This window comes from Legionella beliardensis, assembly GCF_900452395.1.
Taxonomy (GTDB): Bacteria; Pseudomonadota; Gammaproteobacteria; order Legionellales; family Legionellaceae; genus Legionella_C; species Legionella_C beliardensis.
This window is the reverse complement of sequence record NZ_UGNV01000001.1, coordinates 539,916-555,793: the sequence shown is the minus strand read 5'-3', so window position 1 is coordinate 555,793 and position 15,878 is coordinate 539,916. Positions and strand designations below refer to the sequence as shown.

Here is a 15,878-nt window from a genome sequence, read left to right as displayed (position 1 = left end):
TTTTCTTCATAGTAAGATAGTCTTGTTTCAAATTTTTGCCACTACTATACTGCGCAAAAATTAACATAACCATCTTACCCTGAAATGCTAGTAAAAAAACATGAACTCAGATCAGCATTAATTAATTTAGATAATAGAAATACGCTCATTCAAAAATTAGATTCTGTACCTGCTAGTCAGAAAAATGCGGTTTTCAAAATTATTCTTGCCGGTTGGCTCGGTTCAAATTGCTCTTTTGAGAAGATTAAATATAAAGAGCTCTTTAAACACCATGAGTTTTATATAATGGCAATGTATCAATGCCTGATAACATTAGATAAAGCAATTAGTTTGTGGTCCTCACAAGCAAAAGTACAAAAAATGTTTCAACGTTGCCAATTAGAACTCTTGATGTTTTATAATATACATTATCAATGGTTATCATGTTCACCTGAAAAACTCTTTAAAACCTTTGCAGCAATAATTAGAGCTCTAAATCAAGAAGCATATGGAAATCCAGAATTAGCAAGCACGCACAACATATATGAAAAATGTCTTTCTCTTTTAGCAGATGCATTATCTCAAAAAACTCACAAAAGTTCGCCCGTATGGACGGGACTAAAAGAATTTTTTTTACAAAGTCCAAGTATTGGTGTTGCTACCAATAAATTAATTACCGCAAGCCTTTGTCCACATACACTTTACCAGGCCCTAGAATTATACAATAACGAAAATTATTTGATTAATAAACTACTCATTCCAGCAGATAATAATATTATTCTCGATGGATTACAGGTAAAACGAAAAGACCAATCATCTGATACCGTTGTGTTAGCCTTAGTTGGTCATTTTCAATCTGAACATAATTATATAGCCTGCTGTGTCAAAAATTTTCAAGCACTTTTCAACACGGATACGGTTTTTATTAATCATCGCAACTATTCTACCCGTGCAGCTATTCATGCCAATAGTATCCATGACTTGGCCCAAGATGTAGTTACCTTTGTTCATTATTATCGTAAAAGAGATAAAAATATTGTGCTTTATGGCATGTGCGGCGGGGCTGCGCATATGATTATGGCCGCTCATTTATTAATGCAACAAAATATTAGCTTTAAGTTAATTGTCGATAGATTTGCAAATCAATACGTAAATTTTGTGGATTCGAAAACTCAATTAAGACAGCTACGATACCTTAAAATAGATCATGCTCGTTCTACCATCAGAGTATATACAGATTACCTACTTATTCTCCTATTAATTTTTACTTTATATTTGATCGCGAAGTTACTGCTGTCACTTTCAAAAACTAACGTTAACTTTGGAGCGCTAATTCGAACAATTCCGGATGATGACCTTTTAATTCTGCAAGCAAAATCCCGAAAAATTCCTAGTCAATCAGATCCTCTATTTACCGATTTAGTTGTTCATCCAACGAATGATATACGCCAATCAATTAAGGATAAACGACATCAGAAAAAATTAATATTAAAAAGTCTGGGGCAATTATGTTCGAATATTGCTAGTTCCTTTAAAGAATCTAGTATGCAAGATATTTTTAAAGAATTGGCTGAGTGTTTTTATAGCTATATTCAATTAATCAATGACGAAAAACTAATTGATAGCAGCTCTCCTTCGACACCTACTGATTTACATAGCATTCCACTTTTTTCGCTTAAAACAAGAAGTCAGGTTGGTATCGGTAACTTTATTAGCGGTTTTTTTGCTAAGCCCTCAACAGAAATATTAAAGACACTGGATAAACTAAAACCTTATGATTGCTGCCGCATTGAAGAAGTTTTAACAGCTCTCAATAAGAGAGAGGATAATGGACTATCATCGCGACTTTTATCGATTTTTTTTGAAAGTATCCTTGAAAATAAAAAAATGCTATGCAACTTAGCCAGCCGCTCTCTAAATATGCAATTAAGAGATCTATCAAAACCAATGCTTAAATTAATGAATAGTGAGTTTTATAGGTATTTACCCAGTGAGGTTTTAAGTACAAATTTAAAGATGTCATGATTTAAGAAAAGAGGCCCTAGATTGATTTCAGGGCTAATAAAAAAAGCATGCTCTAGGTACGTTTCTATCTCTTAGTCACATCGTATCAAGGGACAAATGTCAGTCCAAAGGACTAAAACCTGGGTTACACTTTGTTTCACCCAGGCTACTTGCTGGCTCTTGGTCACATCTAAAGGGTTTAATAAAGAATTGAAATATTTAGTGTAAAATGCTTTTAAATTGTACAAAAGGATAGAAGCAAATTTACCTGAAGTGGTAAGTTTTGTCGATAAATTATTGAATAATTGTATTTTTAGATAGCCAGTATAGCCTTAATAATTAGCTAATCAAATTTTTATATTCCATATTATGGTATGCCTTCATTTCAATATTGGTTTTAAAGCGACCTATCGGTTTACCATAAATATAAATTGACAAATTATGATACAAATAGTAGACTAGCGGCACATTAATTAAGCAATATTCACTTGTATGCTCAATCTTAATGCAGAACTAAACACCTTTACTGATAAAGAAGATCAACTTGATTTTATGTCTGATGTTTTTGCAAAACTAAAAGAAGAAGTTGATCAAGTGCTGCTCTTTGGAAGGTCTAATAGCCCAACTGCTGAGCGAGTCGCTAACCTTAACGGTAATATTAATAAAAATCAGTTCTTTCCTATTAATTACTCTAAAGAGGAACTTGCTGTTCTTCCGGCAGTAATAGCAAACAGCCTTCGTTTTTCTGATGAAGAGCAAAAGACTGAACAAAAGCCCAGCGAGCCGCTTTTACGTTATGCTAAATATTTTGCAGATGCTTATCTTTATGCAACAGGAACATGTGAAAATTATGCAATAGTTGGCGCTTATATGCTGGCAGCTGAATTTATGGATGTAGAGTTATCAATAGAAACCCTATATTCAGACCAGAGTCATACTTATATTAGAATACATACAACGCCTGAATATATCTTTGATTTTTGGGGCGATTTTGTATGCGAATATACTGATACTCTAACTTGGAATGAATGTGCAGGCAGACACTATCCACGTAATGAGACATCTTACACTAAAATTGATATAACATTTGCTAATCGTAATGAATTAATTAACTTAGCAGAGGATGTTTTTACAGAAAAAAATAACGAAAGGCGACTTAAAATACTTGATCAAGTGACAACCTTAATAGAAAAAGAACGCCACTATAAAAATAAGTCGTCAGAAGACTACGACGAACTTAATACTCAATTGGGTAGTTGAGTATTAAAATCAAGCTAACTCATAATACTATTAGTTTTCTGTTATACAAAAGCTCATCAAAATTAATTTAAATTTTGGTGAATTATGTTAGCAGTATAAGCAATTTGCTCTTCTGTGTGCATGTAATTAATAAATAAGCGTATCCGAGCTTGTCCTTTATCTACAGCTGGATAAATAATGGGTATAGTATAGATCTTATGGTTACGTAATTTTAAGCACAAATCTATCGCTTTATTTTCATCACCTACAATAATTGGAATAATGGGTGTATTGTAACTATTACCCGTATTAATTTTATATTGTTTTAAATACATTAATAAATTTGCAGCGCATTGTTGCAATTTCAACGGCCTAAACGATTCTTGCTTTAAAAGCCGAATACTTGTCAAAGCCGCAGCAGCATTGGCAGGTGTCATACCAGCAGAAAATACAAACCCGCCACAACTGCGTTTGATATAATCAATCATAGACGATTTTCCAGCGATATAGCCTCCGCAGCTAGCAAAGGCTTTACTTAATGTTCCCATCCATAGCTCAACGTCATCTGCATTTAAATCAAAATACTCTCTAATACCTCTGCCCGTTTTCCCTATAGTGCCAATCGAATGAGCCTCATCAATCATTAAATGCGCATTATTTTGGTTCTTTATTTTTATAAACTCAGGAACATTTGGTATATCGCCATCCATACTATAGACGCCCTCAATTAAGATTAAAGCGCGCCGATAATAATGACGCTCTTTTTTCATTAATTTTTCTAACGCATTAAAATCATTATGAGGAAAAGAAATACGTTTTGCCTTAGAAAAAATGGCACCTTGTAGAGAACTATTATGGATTAAGCTATCATGAAAGATAATATCTTCAGCATTATATAAATGAGTAATTACTGAAACATTAGTCGCATGGCCTGCAGTAAAGACCACAGCATCTTCAGTACCAATAAAAGCGGCTAATTCTTCTTCTAGTTCGCAATGAATGGGCTTTTGCCCCGAAATTAGACGGCTGGCAGAAACTGAAGTACCATAACGATTGATAGCTTCATTAGTTTTTGCAATGACACGCTTGTCACCGGCATAACCTAAATAGTTATAACCAGAAAAATTAATGTATTTTTCACCTTCTAAATCAACTAAGTTGTCTGAGATTCCTTTAACACTATTAAAATATAATTTAGATACATTTTGCTCACCAAGAAGATCTTGTGAGTATTTTAATTTTTTATAATCGGGTAAATTTTTTATATCCATCCAATGTTGCTGTTCTGACGCTGTATAAACCTTCCTACTCTGATGAGATTTTTGATGAGTATCTAAAGCAACTATTTCACTACTTTGATTTTTGATATAGTTGATTAACTCTTTAACAGTTGGATTATTTTCTATAATATATTGTACTGATAATTCAACCGATACAGGCAGCTGAGATTTTAAACTACTAATTAGTTCTGCCATGAGTAAGGAGTCAAAACCTAATTCTGTCAATTTTTTTGTTATTAACACTTCCTGCTGCTCTGTACTTCTTAAGGTATCGGTAATTGTTTTAATTACCATCAACGATAAATTATCATTTACATTACTTATTAATCGGTTAGTTTGCGATGGCTCAGTGATTGTTTGAGAACCATCTTGTTGCCAGGTAAATAATAAAGGTAGCTCGCCAGCGAGGTAGCGTTTTTTCATTTCTTTTCTTCTTACTTTTCCACTTGTAGTTTTTTTTAAAACCTTTGGCGCTAGTAGAACAACACTAAAAGGCATTATTCCGTGATGTTTAAATACCGCCTCTGTAATTCTTTTAGTAATTTCTTGATATTTAGTTTTTATTTTAATTTCAGCAAGTATCACCAAAGCTTCATGATCATTTTGTTCTATTGCAAAGGCATTAATACAACCTGCACGAATATTTCTATCGGCCTGCTCAACAGTGTACTCAATGTCTTGAGGATAGTAATTTTTTCCTCTAATAATAATTAAATCTTTAATGCGTCCAGTTATATAGAGTTGCCCGTCTTTAATAAAGCCTAAATCTCCCGTTTTAAGATAAGTTTTTTTTCCGACGAGTTTGGCTTGAAAGATATTCAGGCTCTCTTGATCTTGCTTCCAATACCCAGGATTTACACTGGGACTAGAAATCCAAATTTCGCCCACTTTCTGCTCGGATAGAGGTATATGATTATTAGGTTCTACAACGACTATGTGATGACTTTCAATGTTAGAATCTATATCGCCACTACTTATGAAGTGCTGAGCGCTTTGATCTGCTGGCTCTACTAATTTAACTTCACCTAATTGCAAAGCATATTTATCAAGTATGACAGAATGAAATCTAGAACTTACACTTTTAGTTGTTACAAATAAGGTAGCCTCTGCCAAACCATAACTCGGATAAAAGGTTTCTTGTTTAAAACCGCATTCTTTAAATACATCATAAAATTTTTTTATAGTCGATGCTCTGATTGGCTCAGCTGAGTTCACAGCTACGCGCCAAGATCGTAAATCAAGGGCTTTCTTTTCGTCGACAGTAACCTTATTAGCACAGAGTTCATACGCAAAGTTAGGGGCGGCGCTAATAGTGCATTGATATTTATTTATTCCTTGCAGCCAGCTTATAGGGTTGGTTAAGAATTTAAAGGGAGAATCTATAATCGTATATAAACCTGTATATAAGGGAGTTAAAATACAACCAATAAGTCCCATATCATGATATTGAGGTAACCAGCTATATAAAATATCTTTTTCTCTTATATCTAGACCATATTTTATAGCTTGAATATTATGTAATACACTTTGATGAGTAACGATAACACCTTTAGGGTTTCCTGTTGAGCCTGAAGTATATTGTAAAAATAAAGGGGCTTGTGGATTCATAGTTGGCAAATTGAAAAGGTCTGCTGAGGTACTATTGGATAAGCTATCTGTCGTTAGCCAATGCAGAGAAAATAGGTCTGTTGCCATGAGCGGTTCAAATTTATTAAGTAAATTAGAACTAAATTTAGTAATAAGGGATCCTAAAATTGGTTTTTTCACTAATGAATTAACTAATTTTAATTTCTTTAAGCGCTCATAAATGGTTTTGGTAGTAATACAGGCAATTGGTTTAGCATTATCTATGATTAATTTTAATTTATTAGCCGCTTCAACACTCACAGGAGGCATGACAGGAACAATCACTTTTTGTGCATAAGCACACCCTAGAAAGCTATAGATAAAATCTAGCCCCGGAGGAAACATCACCAACACGGTATCACCTGGGACTGAGCTTATCAATTTTAGTAACGTTGCAATTTGTCGAGCTTTATAATCAAGCTGCCCATAACTAATTGTATTTTCTGCGTTTTCCTCATCTAAATAGGTAAATATACTTTTTTGTGGATGCTGATAAGCAATTTTATAAAAGGTATCAATAAAACCACTACTCATAATTTGATCCTTAACTATTTTAATGAAAACTTATTTAGGCGTAATTATTTTGTCGAAATAATAATTAAGCGGTTTAAATAAAAAACTATGTGAAAACCTTAATAGGCGAGTAGTTAAGCCAGGAGTGATATGAAATTTATTTTTATTTATTCCTCGAATAATGCACTTAGCAATATCATCTGCCGTCCATAACTTCATAGGACCTAAAATTTTTTTAGTCTCTTGTGGCTTTGTTAAATTTTCTTGACTGAACTGCGGTGTATCTGTATCTGGTGGATAGGCAATAGATATTTTAATTCCTAATCGCTTAAACTCTGGTCTTAATGATTCTGCAAGCCCCCGTATAGCAAATTTTGATGGACTATATGCGCTATAACCAAAGAGGCCCATAAGCCCTGCACCTGAAGAAATCATAACGATATGGCCAAATTTATTTTTCTTCATATAGGGAAAAACTGTTTTAATTGCGTATAAGCTTCCTAAATAATTTATAGTGATAGACTTTTCAAAGATTTCTGTACTTAAATTGTCAAAATAATCAGGATAAGCAATACCTGCTGAGGTAATTAATATATCTGGTGAACCTTGTAGATTTATCGCGCTAACAATCGCTTTATTAATACTTAATTCTTGACTAACATCAGCGCTTAAGGTCACTACATGGCTTTTGTTCTGACAAAAATGCCTAATCTCTTTTGCAGCATTTGTTAACCTACTTTTATCTTGAGCAATAATAGAAACATTATATCCTTGGCAGGCAAGGTGACATGCTAAAGCTTTACCTATTCCACTGGAACCACCGGTAATAATTACATGCTTTTTCTTGTCAATTGTCATACTTATTACGCCCCTATTTCACTCCTAACAAATTACTTAAATAAGGATTAAGAAGCCTACCTGTTGGGTCTAGTTGTTTGCGTATCGCATTGAATTTTGACAAATGAGGGTATAATTTATTAATTTTGTCGTGATCTAACCAATGTAACTTCCCCCAATGCGGTTTTCCTTGATGATTTAAGAAAATTTTTTCAACTTCTTGAAATACTTCTTTATAGGCATCTTTAGTATAGGCATGAACAGCAATCCAAACGGTGTTGCGCCCACAATTAGGACTTAGATAAATGTTATCAGTAGCAACGCTGCGCACTTCGATAGGAAATGAAATTTGCTGCCAATGATGGTTAAGTAGGTCTCTAATAATATTTAAAACATTGGTAGCGTGAGCTATAGGAATGGCATACTCTATTTCACTATGATTAACCAAACGCTTAGTTGCATAACATTCGGTACTAGGTATTGTGCCACACATATTAGAATTTAATTTTTTTAATATAGAATTTATATGTTTTTTATAAAAACCTGGCGTATTGCGTGACATTTCACATAATAACCATAATGCCCCATTTTCTAAGACATAATCGTTAACAAATTTTTTAATTTTTTTATTAGTTTGTATCTTTGAAGATATATTATGCTTTTTTTCAAAAACATATTCGGTATAAGGAAACCAAAAAAACTCATAATTGCGATTATTTATAAAAGAGTCTAATAAGTTATCTAGTGCCTCATCAAATACCACTAAATTGCGTTCTTGATACATATAATATTTAGGCAGTACTTTTATTTTTACTTTACTAATAATGCCTAAACAACCTAGTGAAACTTGCGCTGCTTTAAAAATTTCATAATTTTTAGTTTCAGAACACTCGATTACCTCACCACGCGGTGTAATTATTTGCATCCAAACTATTTGTGTTGAGGCAATACCAAAAGATAGCCCCGTGCCATGCGAGCCGGTTGCAATTAATCCCGCTATAGTTTGTTGATTAATATCCCCCAAATTAATTAAAGAAAGATCATTTATAAATAATTCGCGTTCAAGGTCAGCAATTTTAGTTCCACCCAGCACAGTCACCGTCATCTCATCCTTATTGATTTCTTCAATGCCACTAAATTTATCTAAAGAAAGTGCGACATCATCACTTGAGATTAAAGGTGTATAAGAATAACGTGAGCCCATGGGCCGAATTTTTTTCTCCTCAAAGGAACATTTTTGTAGTATAAGAATAAGCTCATCTAAAGATGCCGGGTAATACAATTCTTTAGGTGTATATTCAAAGGTTTTCCCCCAATTTTTTATCGGCCTAAGTGGTCTCATATTTTTCTACTCCTTGCCTTTTAACCAACCGAACTAAATCATGTGCAAATCGATAACAATCACCTGGCCAGCGTCCCGACACATAGTTACCATCTAGCACCGTAAATTGGTTATATAAAAAACGTTTGCTATATTTCATAGGGAAGACACGTGCCCCACCCGTATAGAATTGCTTTCTATTACTTAAGAGTTTTTCTATTTCGTCTTGAGCGGTAGTAGGGTAAATACGATAATAATTATGAAAATAATGACGTGTGAGGTACCAGCCAGATAACTCCATCCAACGAGTAACCGCTGTAGTCTTTTTATTAAATAGTACTGATTTTTGTGTTTTAGGATCGATACTTCGTGCTACGGTTAGTACACCTGTACATAGGGCACCTATAATTTTATTTTGATTAAAGCATTCAACTATTTTCTTATGAAGTATTTGAGATTCCAGCATTGATTTAATACCTTCCCCATGCCCTCCAGGAAAAATCATGCCATAAATTTCCTCTGTGTTAATTTCCTCATAAGCAAAAGGTTGTTTAAATTCTGGCGTTTTTATCATACATTGATATAAATCTAAGGCTATTTTTGAGGTCATTAAAAAAGGAGATAGCAGACCTAATCCTTGTGTTACCATACGTTTATCAGCTTTTGAAACCTGTTTATCAGGTGTAGCAAAGCACACTCTACAGCCTGCTTGCGATAATATATGCCAAGGAATTACTGCCTCACTAGGATCAAAACCTTGCTCAGGAAGACTAATTATAAACATATTAACTTAATTTTGAACAATTAGATCGAATTATAGACTATAAAATAATTCATATTTACTAATCTAAAAAATAAATCTTAAATTTAAAAAACTCTTTAATTACTCTTAACTGCAAGAATTAGCTTGCTAAGATGACCGCTTTCATTAAAGCATTACAAGAAGTGGCAAAATTTATAGGGCTGATTAGATAGATGTATCATCAGCCCTAATGAAGATAAGTTTTTGATTTTATTTGAAAAAAATTATAATTAAAATAAAAATACTATTTAATATACGCTTACTTTTTGAATAAATTGTCTAGACTATCTCATCAATCTATATATTAAGTAGAGTGTATATAAGGCTGCTAAGCCCACTAAGCAATATACAATACGTGACAAAATACTCATCGGCCCAAAAAGAAAAGCCACTAAATCAAAATTAGCTAGACCAACAAGTCCCCAATTAATACCGCCAATAACTAATATAATTAACACAACTACATCTAATCCATTTAATACTTTCATGGCTTCCTCATCCTTATTAATCAATAATTTAAACCTGGCTTTTTTAGTATAGTTACTTATTTAAAATTTATCTAAGTATTAAAGCCATTTGCATTCTGATTTAAATAAAAATAGTTATTTAAGTCTTTTTAATCCTAGAACGATATAAATTTAGAAAACAATTTATATCATTTAACTATCAATATTTGAAAAAGGAGTTTTTGTGAAAAAAATTTATATAGCCACTTTAATTCTTTCATCCAGTTATATCTTTGCCCAGCCTATTCCAAACCCTTTTGGCCCTAATGTCATTATTTTTGATACCAATATGAGTCCACGTGATATTAACACGACCATAAGCACTCTCTATAACCAGCAACGATTTAATGAATTTGGCGAGGAACGTTACGCGTTAATGTTTATGCCAGGTCAATATGGCATGGATGAAAATATAGATGTTAAAGTAGGCTACTATATGCATATTTTAGGCTTAGGGGAGAGGCCTGAAGATACGTTTATTACTGGTGCTGTGCGCACACAAGATATGCCTCCTGGTAATCCAAGTCAACCTGACCAAGGACCTGGTGCGCTGGTTAACTTTTGGCGTGGTGCAGAAAATTTTATGGTAAAGCCTACGTTAGGCTCATTAGGTTATCCTAATGCCATACCAAAAGACCAAAATGTATGGGCTGTTTCACAAGCAACTTTTTTGCGGCGCGTAAAAGTTACGCAAGGTTCGTTGCGTTTATTTGAACTAGGTTATTCAAGCGGTGGATTTCTTGCTAATTCTCAAGTTGATGGAACAATTTATTCTGGTTCACAACAACAGTGGTTTACCCGTAATTCAAATTTTGGTCAATGGAATGGTGGCGTTTGGAGTATGGTTTTTGTTGGCGATTCAGGCTTTATTCCAAGCGGGGATTGGCCTAATCCATCATACACGATTGTAGATAAAACCCCAATAATGCGTGAGAAACCCTATCTTTATTTTAATCAAGATAATCAGGAATTTTATTTAAAAGTACCTGCGTTAAAACACAATACAACAGGTACTGACTGGGAAGTGACAGGCGAATCACTTCCGGTAAGCAGTTGTTATATTGCTAAGTCTAATAATTCAACCAGTGACTTAAACACTGCCTTACAGACTAATCGCTGTATAATATTTACCCCTGGGGTTTATCACTTAGACGACTCTCTTCGCGTAACACAGGCTAATACTATTATTTATGGACTAGGGCTGCCGACTCTAGTAAGTGATACTGGACAACCGGCTATGGTAGTTAGTGATGTAGATGGTGTGCAGTTAGCAGGCCTTATATTTGACGCAGGCCCAATTTTTTCACCTACGCTTCTGCAAATAGGGGAGCATAAAACTACCCGTTGTCATGCAAGTAACCCTACTTTTCTCTATGATACCTTTTGTCGCGTAGGTGGCCCTGCTTATCGCAGTCAAGCAAGTAATTGCTTAGAAATTAACAGTAATGATGTCGTTGGTGATAATTTTTGGCTATGGCGTGCAGATCATGGCAAAAACGTTGGCTGGTACATCAATAATGGTGATAATGGGCTTACTGTAAATGGTGATAATGTCATTGTTTATAATTTAATGGTTGAGCACTTTAAAAAATATCAAACCATTTGGAATGGTAATAATGGTAGAGTATATCAATATCAGTCAGAAATTCCCTACGACCCACCCTCTCAGGGAGAATGGCAAAATGGTTCAGTTAATGGGTATGCTTCTTACAAAATAGGCAATGATGTAACGACAAATCAAGTATGGGGAATGGGGATTTATAGTTACTTTAGAGACGCCACTAACCTCTACCTTGATAGTGCTATAGAAGCCCCCCTTAAGCCTACAATAGATTTACAACACATTGTTCTATTCTGGTTAGATGGTAGAGACAATACAGGTATTCGGCATGTAGTTAACAATACAGGTGAAGGAGTCTACCCTTGGAGTCGACGAAGTAACCTCAGAAAATGGCCAGAATAGCTTAAAGCTATATAATAATGAGGAATAGGTTTATTGTAAGTAAACCTATTCCTTTCTCTTATAAGCTAGGAAAGTAGACAGGGCGCTACTTCTTGAGGTATTACCCATTGCTAAATTGTTTATCATCGATTAATAAATTCCGGTTGAGTTGGCTCAGTCTGTAAAGATTTTAACTCATCCAATAAATCCTCTAATTTTGAACTGATCTTTCGTTCAGAACTAGTTTGCGATAAAAATGCTATTGTTTCTACTACACCATTATCTATATTTTTCTCTAATCTAGCTAATGCTTGCCTCACGATTTCACAATCTTTATTATCATCAAACATTTTAACTTTCTTCAACAACTTCGCTGGCTGATACAAGTCTAAATAATGAGTTAGAGCCGCAACTACTTTTAATTTTTCCTGCTCATTTACAACAGGCAGGGCTACTGTTTGCTTAGAGTAAAGGGCAGTCGTTATGTCTTCTACGAGGTTTGACTCTTTTAATTTTTCAGCAATGTGAGTCAGTATTTGTTCTATTATTTCCGGAGAGGCAAGTTCATTATCTTTATTAAGGGTATTTCTAAACCGGCCAGACTTATTATTAATTATCCATATGTCATCTTTATAGACCAATTCCCCTCCTAAAAAAGCTAATTCAGACGTGTCTGAACTTATGATCTCTCCATTCTCATTATAAAGCGGCGTAAGAGTAGGATGACCATAATTCCATTTTTCATTTTCTAATAGTAATTGCTTTTTAATTTCCTGCCACAAAGGCTCATCACCCTCATAACCGAACGCATGGGGATAAGCCCAAGGTTTTTCCAGCCCAACAATAACATTACCTTCTCTATCAATGGCCCAAATGTATGGAATATCTTCGTGCAATTCTTCAAGATGTTCTATCGGTGTTAACGCAGGATTTAAACGCCCTCTTTCGTGCTCTTTAAAATTTTTACGAGGTTGTTGTAAATTAAGGATTTTATCTAATTGCATTAATTGAAATTTCATTAATCCACTTTTTGTAAGGCAGAATTTAAACTAAATTATAGTATATATTTTATACAATTGATTAAAAAAATAACAAATGGTGCATTCGCAGTTGTTGCCGGATTACGTTTTGTGCATGGAATAGATACTGGAACTTTTGCTCAGACTAACAATAATTGCTAATTTCCTAATGTCGTTACTTATAGATAAATATGACTGGTTTAGTTAGGAGAGTTATAGATAGGCTATTAATAGTTGCTGGTATAGTTCTGATAGTTAAATGCTAAAACGCTTATTAAGCTGCAATAATTAGACTAAATATAGTAAAATTTTTAATTTTTAAAAATAAAATAAGCAGCACCGCACATGCACAGGCCAGCATACAAAAAATTAATACTTAGAGGTTTATTCATATAAAAATAAGCAAAAAGCGCAAAAACAGAGAATGTAATGACTTCCTGTATTATTTTTAATTGGCCTAAATTAAATTCCGTATAACCTATACGATTAGCTGGAACTTGTAGTATGTATTCAAAAAAAGCGATTCCCCAGCTTACGAAAATAGCAATATAGAGCGGTTTATCATTTAAATTTTTTAAATGACCATACCAAGCAAACGTCATAAAAATATTAGAACCAATTAGTAATAGTATTGTTTTCATCGTTTTCTTTATTCAACTTTAAATCACTACTCTGTCAGTTTAAAAAGAATTTTTATGATACTTTGTTGGTAAAACACAATAAAGCTGTTTTAATTTTTTTAAAGGGACATCTGCAACATCCCATAAATTCCATTCAGGCGCAAATAAATTAACTTGCATCTGTAGACCACGATACCAAGCTTCCCAAAATTCATAAGGATTAATAGTTACCCGTGCGCTACCAGCTAGATCATTAAGTTTAATTCCTAAATAAAAGGAATACATGACTGGAATTATATGCCCCTCAATAGGATTTTTATCTAACATGGTTGAAGTAAAAACAGAAACTAATAATTCACCATAGGGCGTAGTATCATATCCACTTAGCACATGAATAGAATCATGCGGCATTATGAACTCGCAGTTAACACTTTCTGCTTCTCCAGGAAATTTATAATTATTCTTTTTAAATTGTTGCCAGATGCTATAACCAAAAATGTCTTTCTAATTGAGAAAGCGCTTCATAACGCTTCACTAAAAGTAAATCTTGTTTATTACGATAAGGAAAAAGCCAATTATCTATATCTTTTTCGTTTTTTAAATCAGGGAAAATATTGAAACTTTCTAAATTCTTTTGATTAATATCTTTAACTAACCAGGGCAAGTCATCCTCTAAGGTTTTTTTAAGTTGTAAGAGATAATGTGGCTCGATATTGGTTGGTTCAGCATAATCAAATACTCGTTGTATCTTGTTAGGGTTAATACTGCCATCCATTAACGCTGTAACGACTAAAAACCTTAAAGCATACTCAGCTGCCTTTTCTTCAGGAAAGTAAAGTGCAAAATCATTGCTTATTATTTTTGGCAATGCTTTTATAGAAAGCTCATTTGATGGTTAAAAATAATAGAGTAAACTGCCTTTATTGAGCTTGTCTGCAGAGCACTTAATTTTTCTTTGTGATTCTTTGTAGCAACATTCAGCATCGCGGCTAAAAGCACATGAATCTCAGTTAAACGCTAGCGCATCCCTATTCCAAACTCTGTCGCTTTCTTTTATTTTAGTAAATTAATTAAGAATTATAAAATTTAGGAAGCAGGCTACGCCTGCCTAATAGGTTGTCCTTTACGAAATGCTTAATGTTGATGGCCTCTCTTCAAGAGAAAAACTTTTTCGTTTTCCTTGCTGCTCAAAGACATTCTGATGCAACACCTGACTTTTTGATTCTGTTAACATCTCTAGGTGGCTTGGCATTATTTGCATCATGGGATTATAAGAGCCAACAGTATTATCCCAATTACCCAATTCTTTTTTAAATGCTTTAAAATTAGCATCGCTGCCATTACCTTTGATTGCAAAAACAATATTTTTGAAAAAATACTTATATTTTTTCTCACTTAAAATTTCATGATATAAATGAGCTACTTTATTAGGAGGGTTACGAAACGCACCGCAACCAAACGCACCTAAAATAATATTTTTTTGGTTATTTTCAATAAGTGTATCCAACTGCGCATATATCTTTTTTTGCATACTTTCTTTATTAAACGAACGCGGAAAAAAGGGAATTGGAATACCAAAAATTCTCCGACGCAAATCATCTGCCGCTACACGCAATTCATAGAATGAAAAAATTTTTCCCTGGTCATGGTGAGGCTTTAGAAGCTTACCATCACTGTCTCGAATCAGGGTCAATGGCGTAGGATTAAAATAGACTCTACCCTCTTCGGCATTGATTAAACGGGACATGTTTGACGAGTAATGGCGGGAGTCTTTTAGGTGTTCTTCATGAATTGTAAAAGACCAATTTGTTCTGCGAGCGATATCCTCTTCCTGACTTCCTCTTCGATATTGAAAAACACCACCAACATCGTAGGCATTCGCAAAATTAACAACGGCTTGCGGTTCACCTTGTCTTTTTGTTTGAATTCGCGCCTCAGTTAAAGAATCGTTTGTGGACACAAAAATGTTGCAAGTTGAGTGAGTAGGCCTTGAGGTTTTTTTCCAAGCATGTAGATTATTCATTGCAGCTTCCATATAGCCAGAGCTTTGTTGTTCATAAGCCTGAACAGCCTCTGCTAACTGACTACGATAAATTTTATCCTTGCCCCTAAGAAAAAAACTTAGTATTTTTACAGAGAAAGGTAAATCTTTTTCTTTAATAAAACGTTGCCACATATCTATTCATTCTC

General features: G+C 34.0%; 13 protein-coding genes. 3 read left to right on the top strand and 10 right to left on the bottom strand.

Going from position 1 to position 15,878, the window contains the following annotated elements; translation table 11 throughout:
* The first annotated feature begins 84 nt into the window (after positions 1-84).
* On the top strand, positions 85-2,004 hold the full coding sequence (locus tag DYE47_RS02495; RefSeq protein ID WP_115301755.1) for a hypothetical protein: 1,920 nt from the start codon (positions 85-87) through the stop codon (positions 2,002-2,004).
* A gap of 471 nt (positions 2,005-2,475) precedes the next feature.
* Positions 2,476-3,243 carry a hypothetical protein gene (locus DYE47_RS02490; RefSeq protein WP_115301754.1) on the top strand — a complete coding sequence of 256 codons (768 nt, stop codon included), beginning with the start codon at positions 2,476-2,478 and terminating at the stop codon, positions 3,241-3,243.
* 62 nt (positions 3,244-3,305) lie between these two features.
* Here the strand turns inward: DYE47_RS02490 and DYE47_RS02485 are convergent, their stop codons facing one another.
* The 5 genes from DYE47_RS02485 to DYE47_RS02465 form a co-directional block, all read right to left on the bottom strand.
* Positions 3,306-6,662 carry an aminotransferase class I/II-fold pyridoxal phosphate-dependent enzyme gene (locus DYE47_RS02485; protein WP_115301753.1) on the bottom strand — a complete coding sequence of 1,119 codons (3,357 nt, stop codon included), beginning with the start codon at positions 6,660-6,662 and terminating at the stop codon, positions 3,306-3,308.
* A gap of 30 nt (positions 6,663-6,692) precedes the next feature.
* Positions 6,693-7,499 (bottom strand): SDR family oxidoreductase, encoded by an 807-nt coding sequence (locus tag DYE47_RS02480; protein ID WP_174224081.1) that lies wholly within the window; start codon positions 7,497-7,499, stop codon positions 6,693-6,695.
* A gap of 13 nt (positions 7,500-7,512) precedes the next feature.
* On the bottom strand, positions 7,513-8,820 hold the full coding sequence (locus DYE47_RS02475; protein WP_115301752.1) for a D-arabinono-1,4-lactone oxidase: 1,308 nt from the start codon (positions 8,818-8,820) through the stop codon (positions 7,513-7,515).
* Positions 8,807-9,583 carry a type 1 glutamine amidotransferase domain-containing protein gene (locus DYE47_RS02470; RefSeq protein WP_115301751.1) on the bottom strand — a complete coding sequence of 259 codons (777 nt, stop codon included), beginning with the start codon at positions 9,581-9,583 and terminating at the stop codon, positions 8,807-8,809. The genes DYE47_RS02475 and DYE47_RS02470 overlap by 14 nt, the downstream gene beginning before the upstream one ends.
* 302 nt (positions 9,584-9,885) lie before the next feature.
* Positions 9,886-10,089, bottom strand: a complete 204-nt coding sequence (locus DYE47_RS02465) for a DUF378 domain-containing protein (RefSeq protein ID WP_115303985.1) — start codon at positions 10,087-10,089, stop codon at positions 9,886-9,888.
* A gap of 202 nt (positions 10,090-10,291) precedes the next feature.
* Here DYE47_RS02465 and DYE47_RS02460 point away from each other — a divergent pair, with 202 nt between their 5' ends.
* Entirely contained in the window at positions 10,292-12,070 is a 1,779-nt protein-coding gene (locus DYE47_RS02460) for a hypothetical protein (protein ID WP_115301750.1), read from the top strand.
* A 122-nt stretch (positions 12,071-12,192) separates the two neighbouring features.
* Here DYE47_RS02460 and DYE47_RS02455 read toward each other — a convergent pair whose 3' ends face one another.
* From DYE47_RS02455 to DYE47_RS02440, 5 genes are all read right to left on the bottom strand, one after another.
* On the bottom strand, positions 12,193-13,068 hold the full coding sequence (locus DYE47_RS02455; protein WP_115301749.1) for a hypothetical protein: 876 nt from the start codon (positions 13,066-13,068) through the stop codon (positions 12,193-12,195).
* A 311-nt stretch (positions 13,069-13,379) separates the two neighbouring features.
* The gene (locus DYE47_RS02450) at positions 13,380-13,709 is read right to left on the bottom strand and encodes a DMT family protein (protein WP_115301748.1); all 330 of its coding nucleotides are present in this window, start codon (positions 13,707-13,709) and stop codon (positions 13,380-13,382) included.
* A gap of 39 nt (positions 13,710-13,748) precedes the next feature.
* Positions 13,749-14,099: a hypothetical protein gene (locus DYE47_RS16340; protein WP_242604238.1), complete on the bottom strand. Its 351-nt coding sequence runs from the start codon at positions 14,097-14,099 to the stop codon at positions 13,749-13,751.
* A 73-nt stretch (positions 14,100-14,172) separates the two neighbouring features.
* Positions 14,173-14,556, bottom strand: a complete 384-nt coding sequence (locus DYE47_RS16335; RefSeq protein WP_242604239.1) for a hypothetical protein — start codon at positions 14,554-14,556, stop codon at positions 14,173-14,175.
* A gap of 255 nt (positions 14,557-14,811) precedes the next feature.
* A complete protein-coding gene (locus DYE47_RS02440) occupies positions 14,812-15,864 on the bottom strand; it encodes a TIGR02452 family protein (RefSeq protein ID WP_115301747.1) in 1,053 nt (350 codons plus the stop codon).
* Between the last annotated feature and the right edge of the window lie 14 nt (positions 15,865-15,878).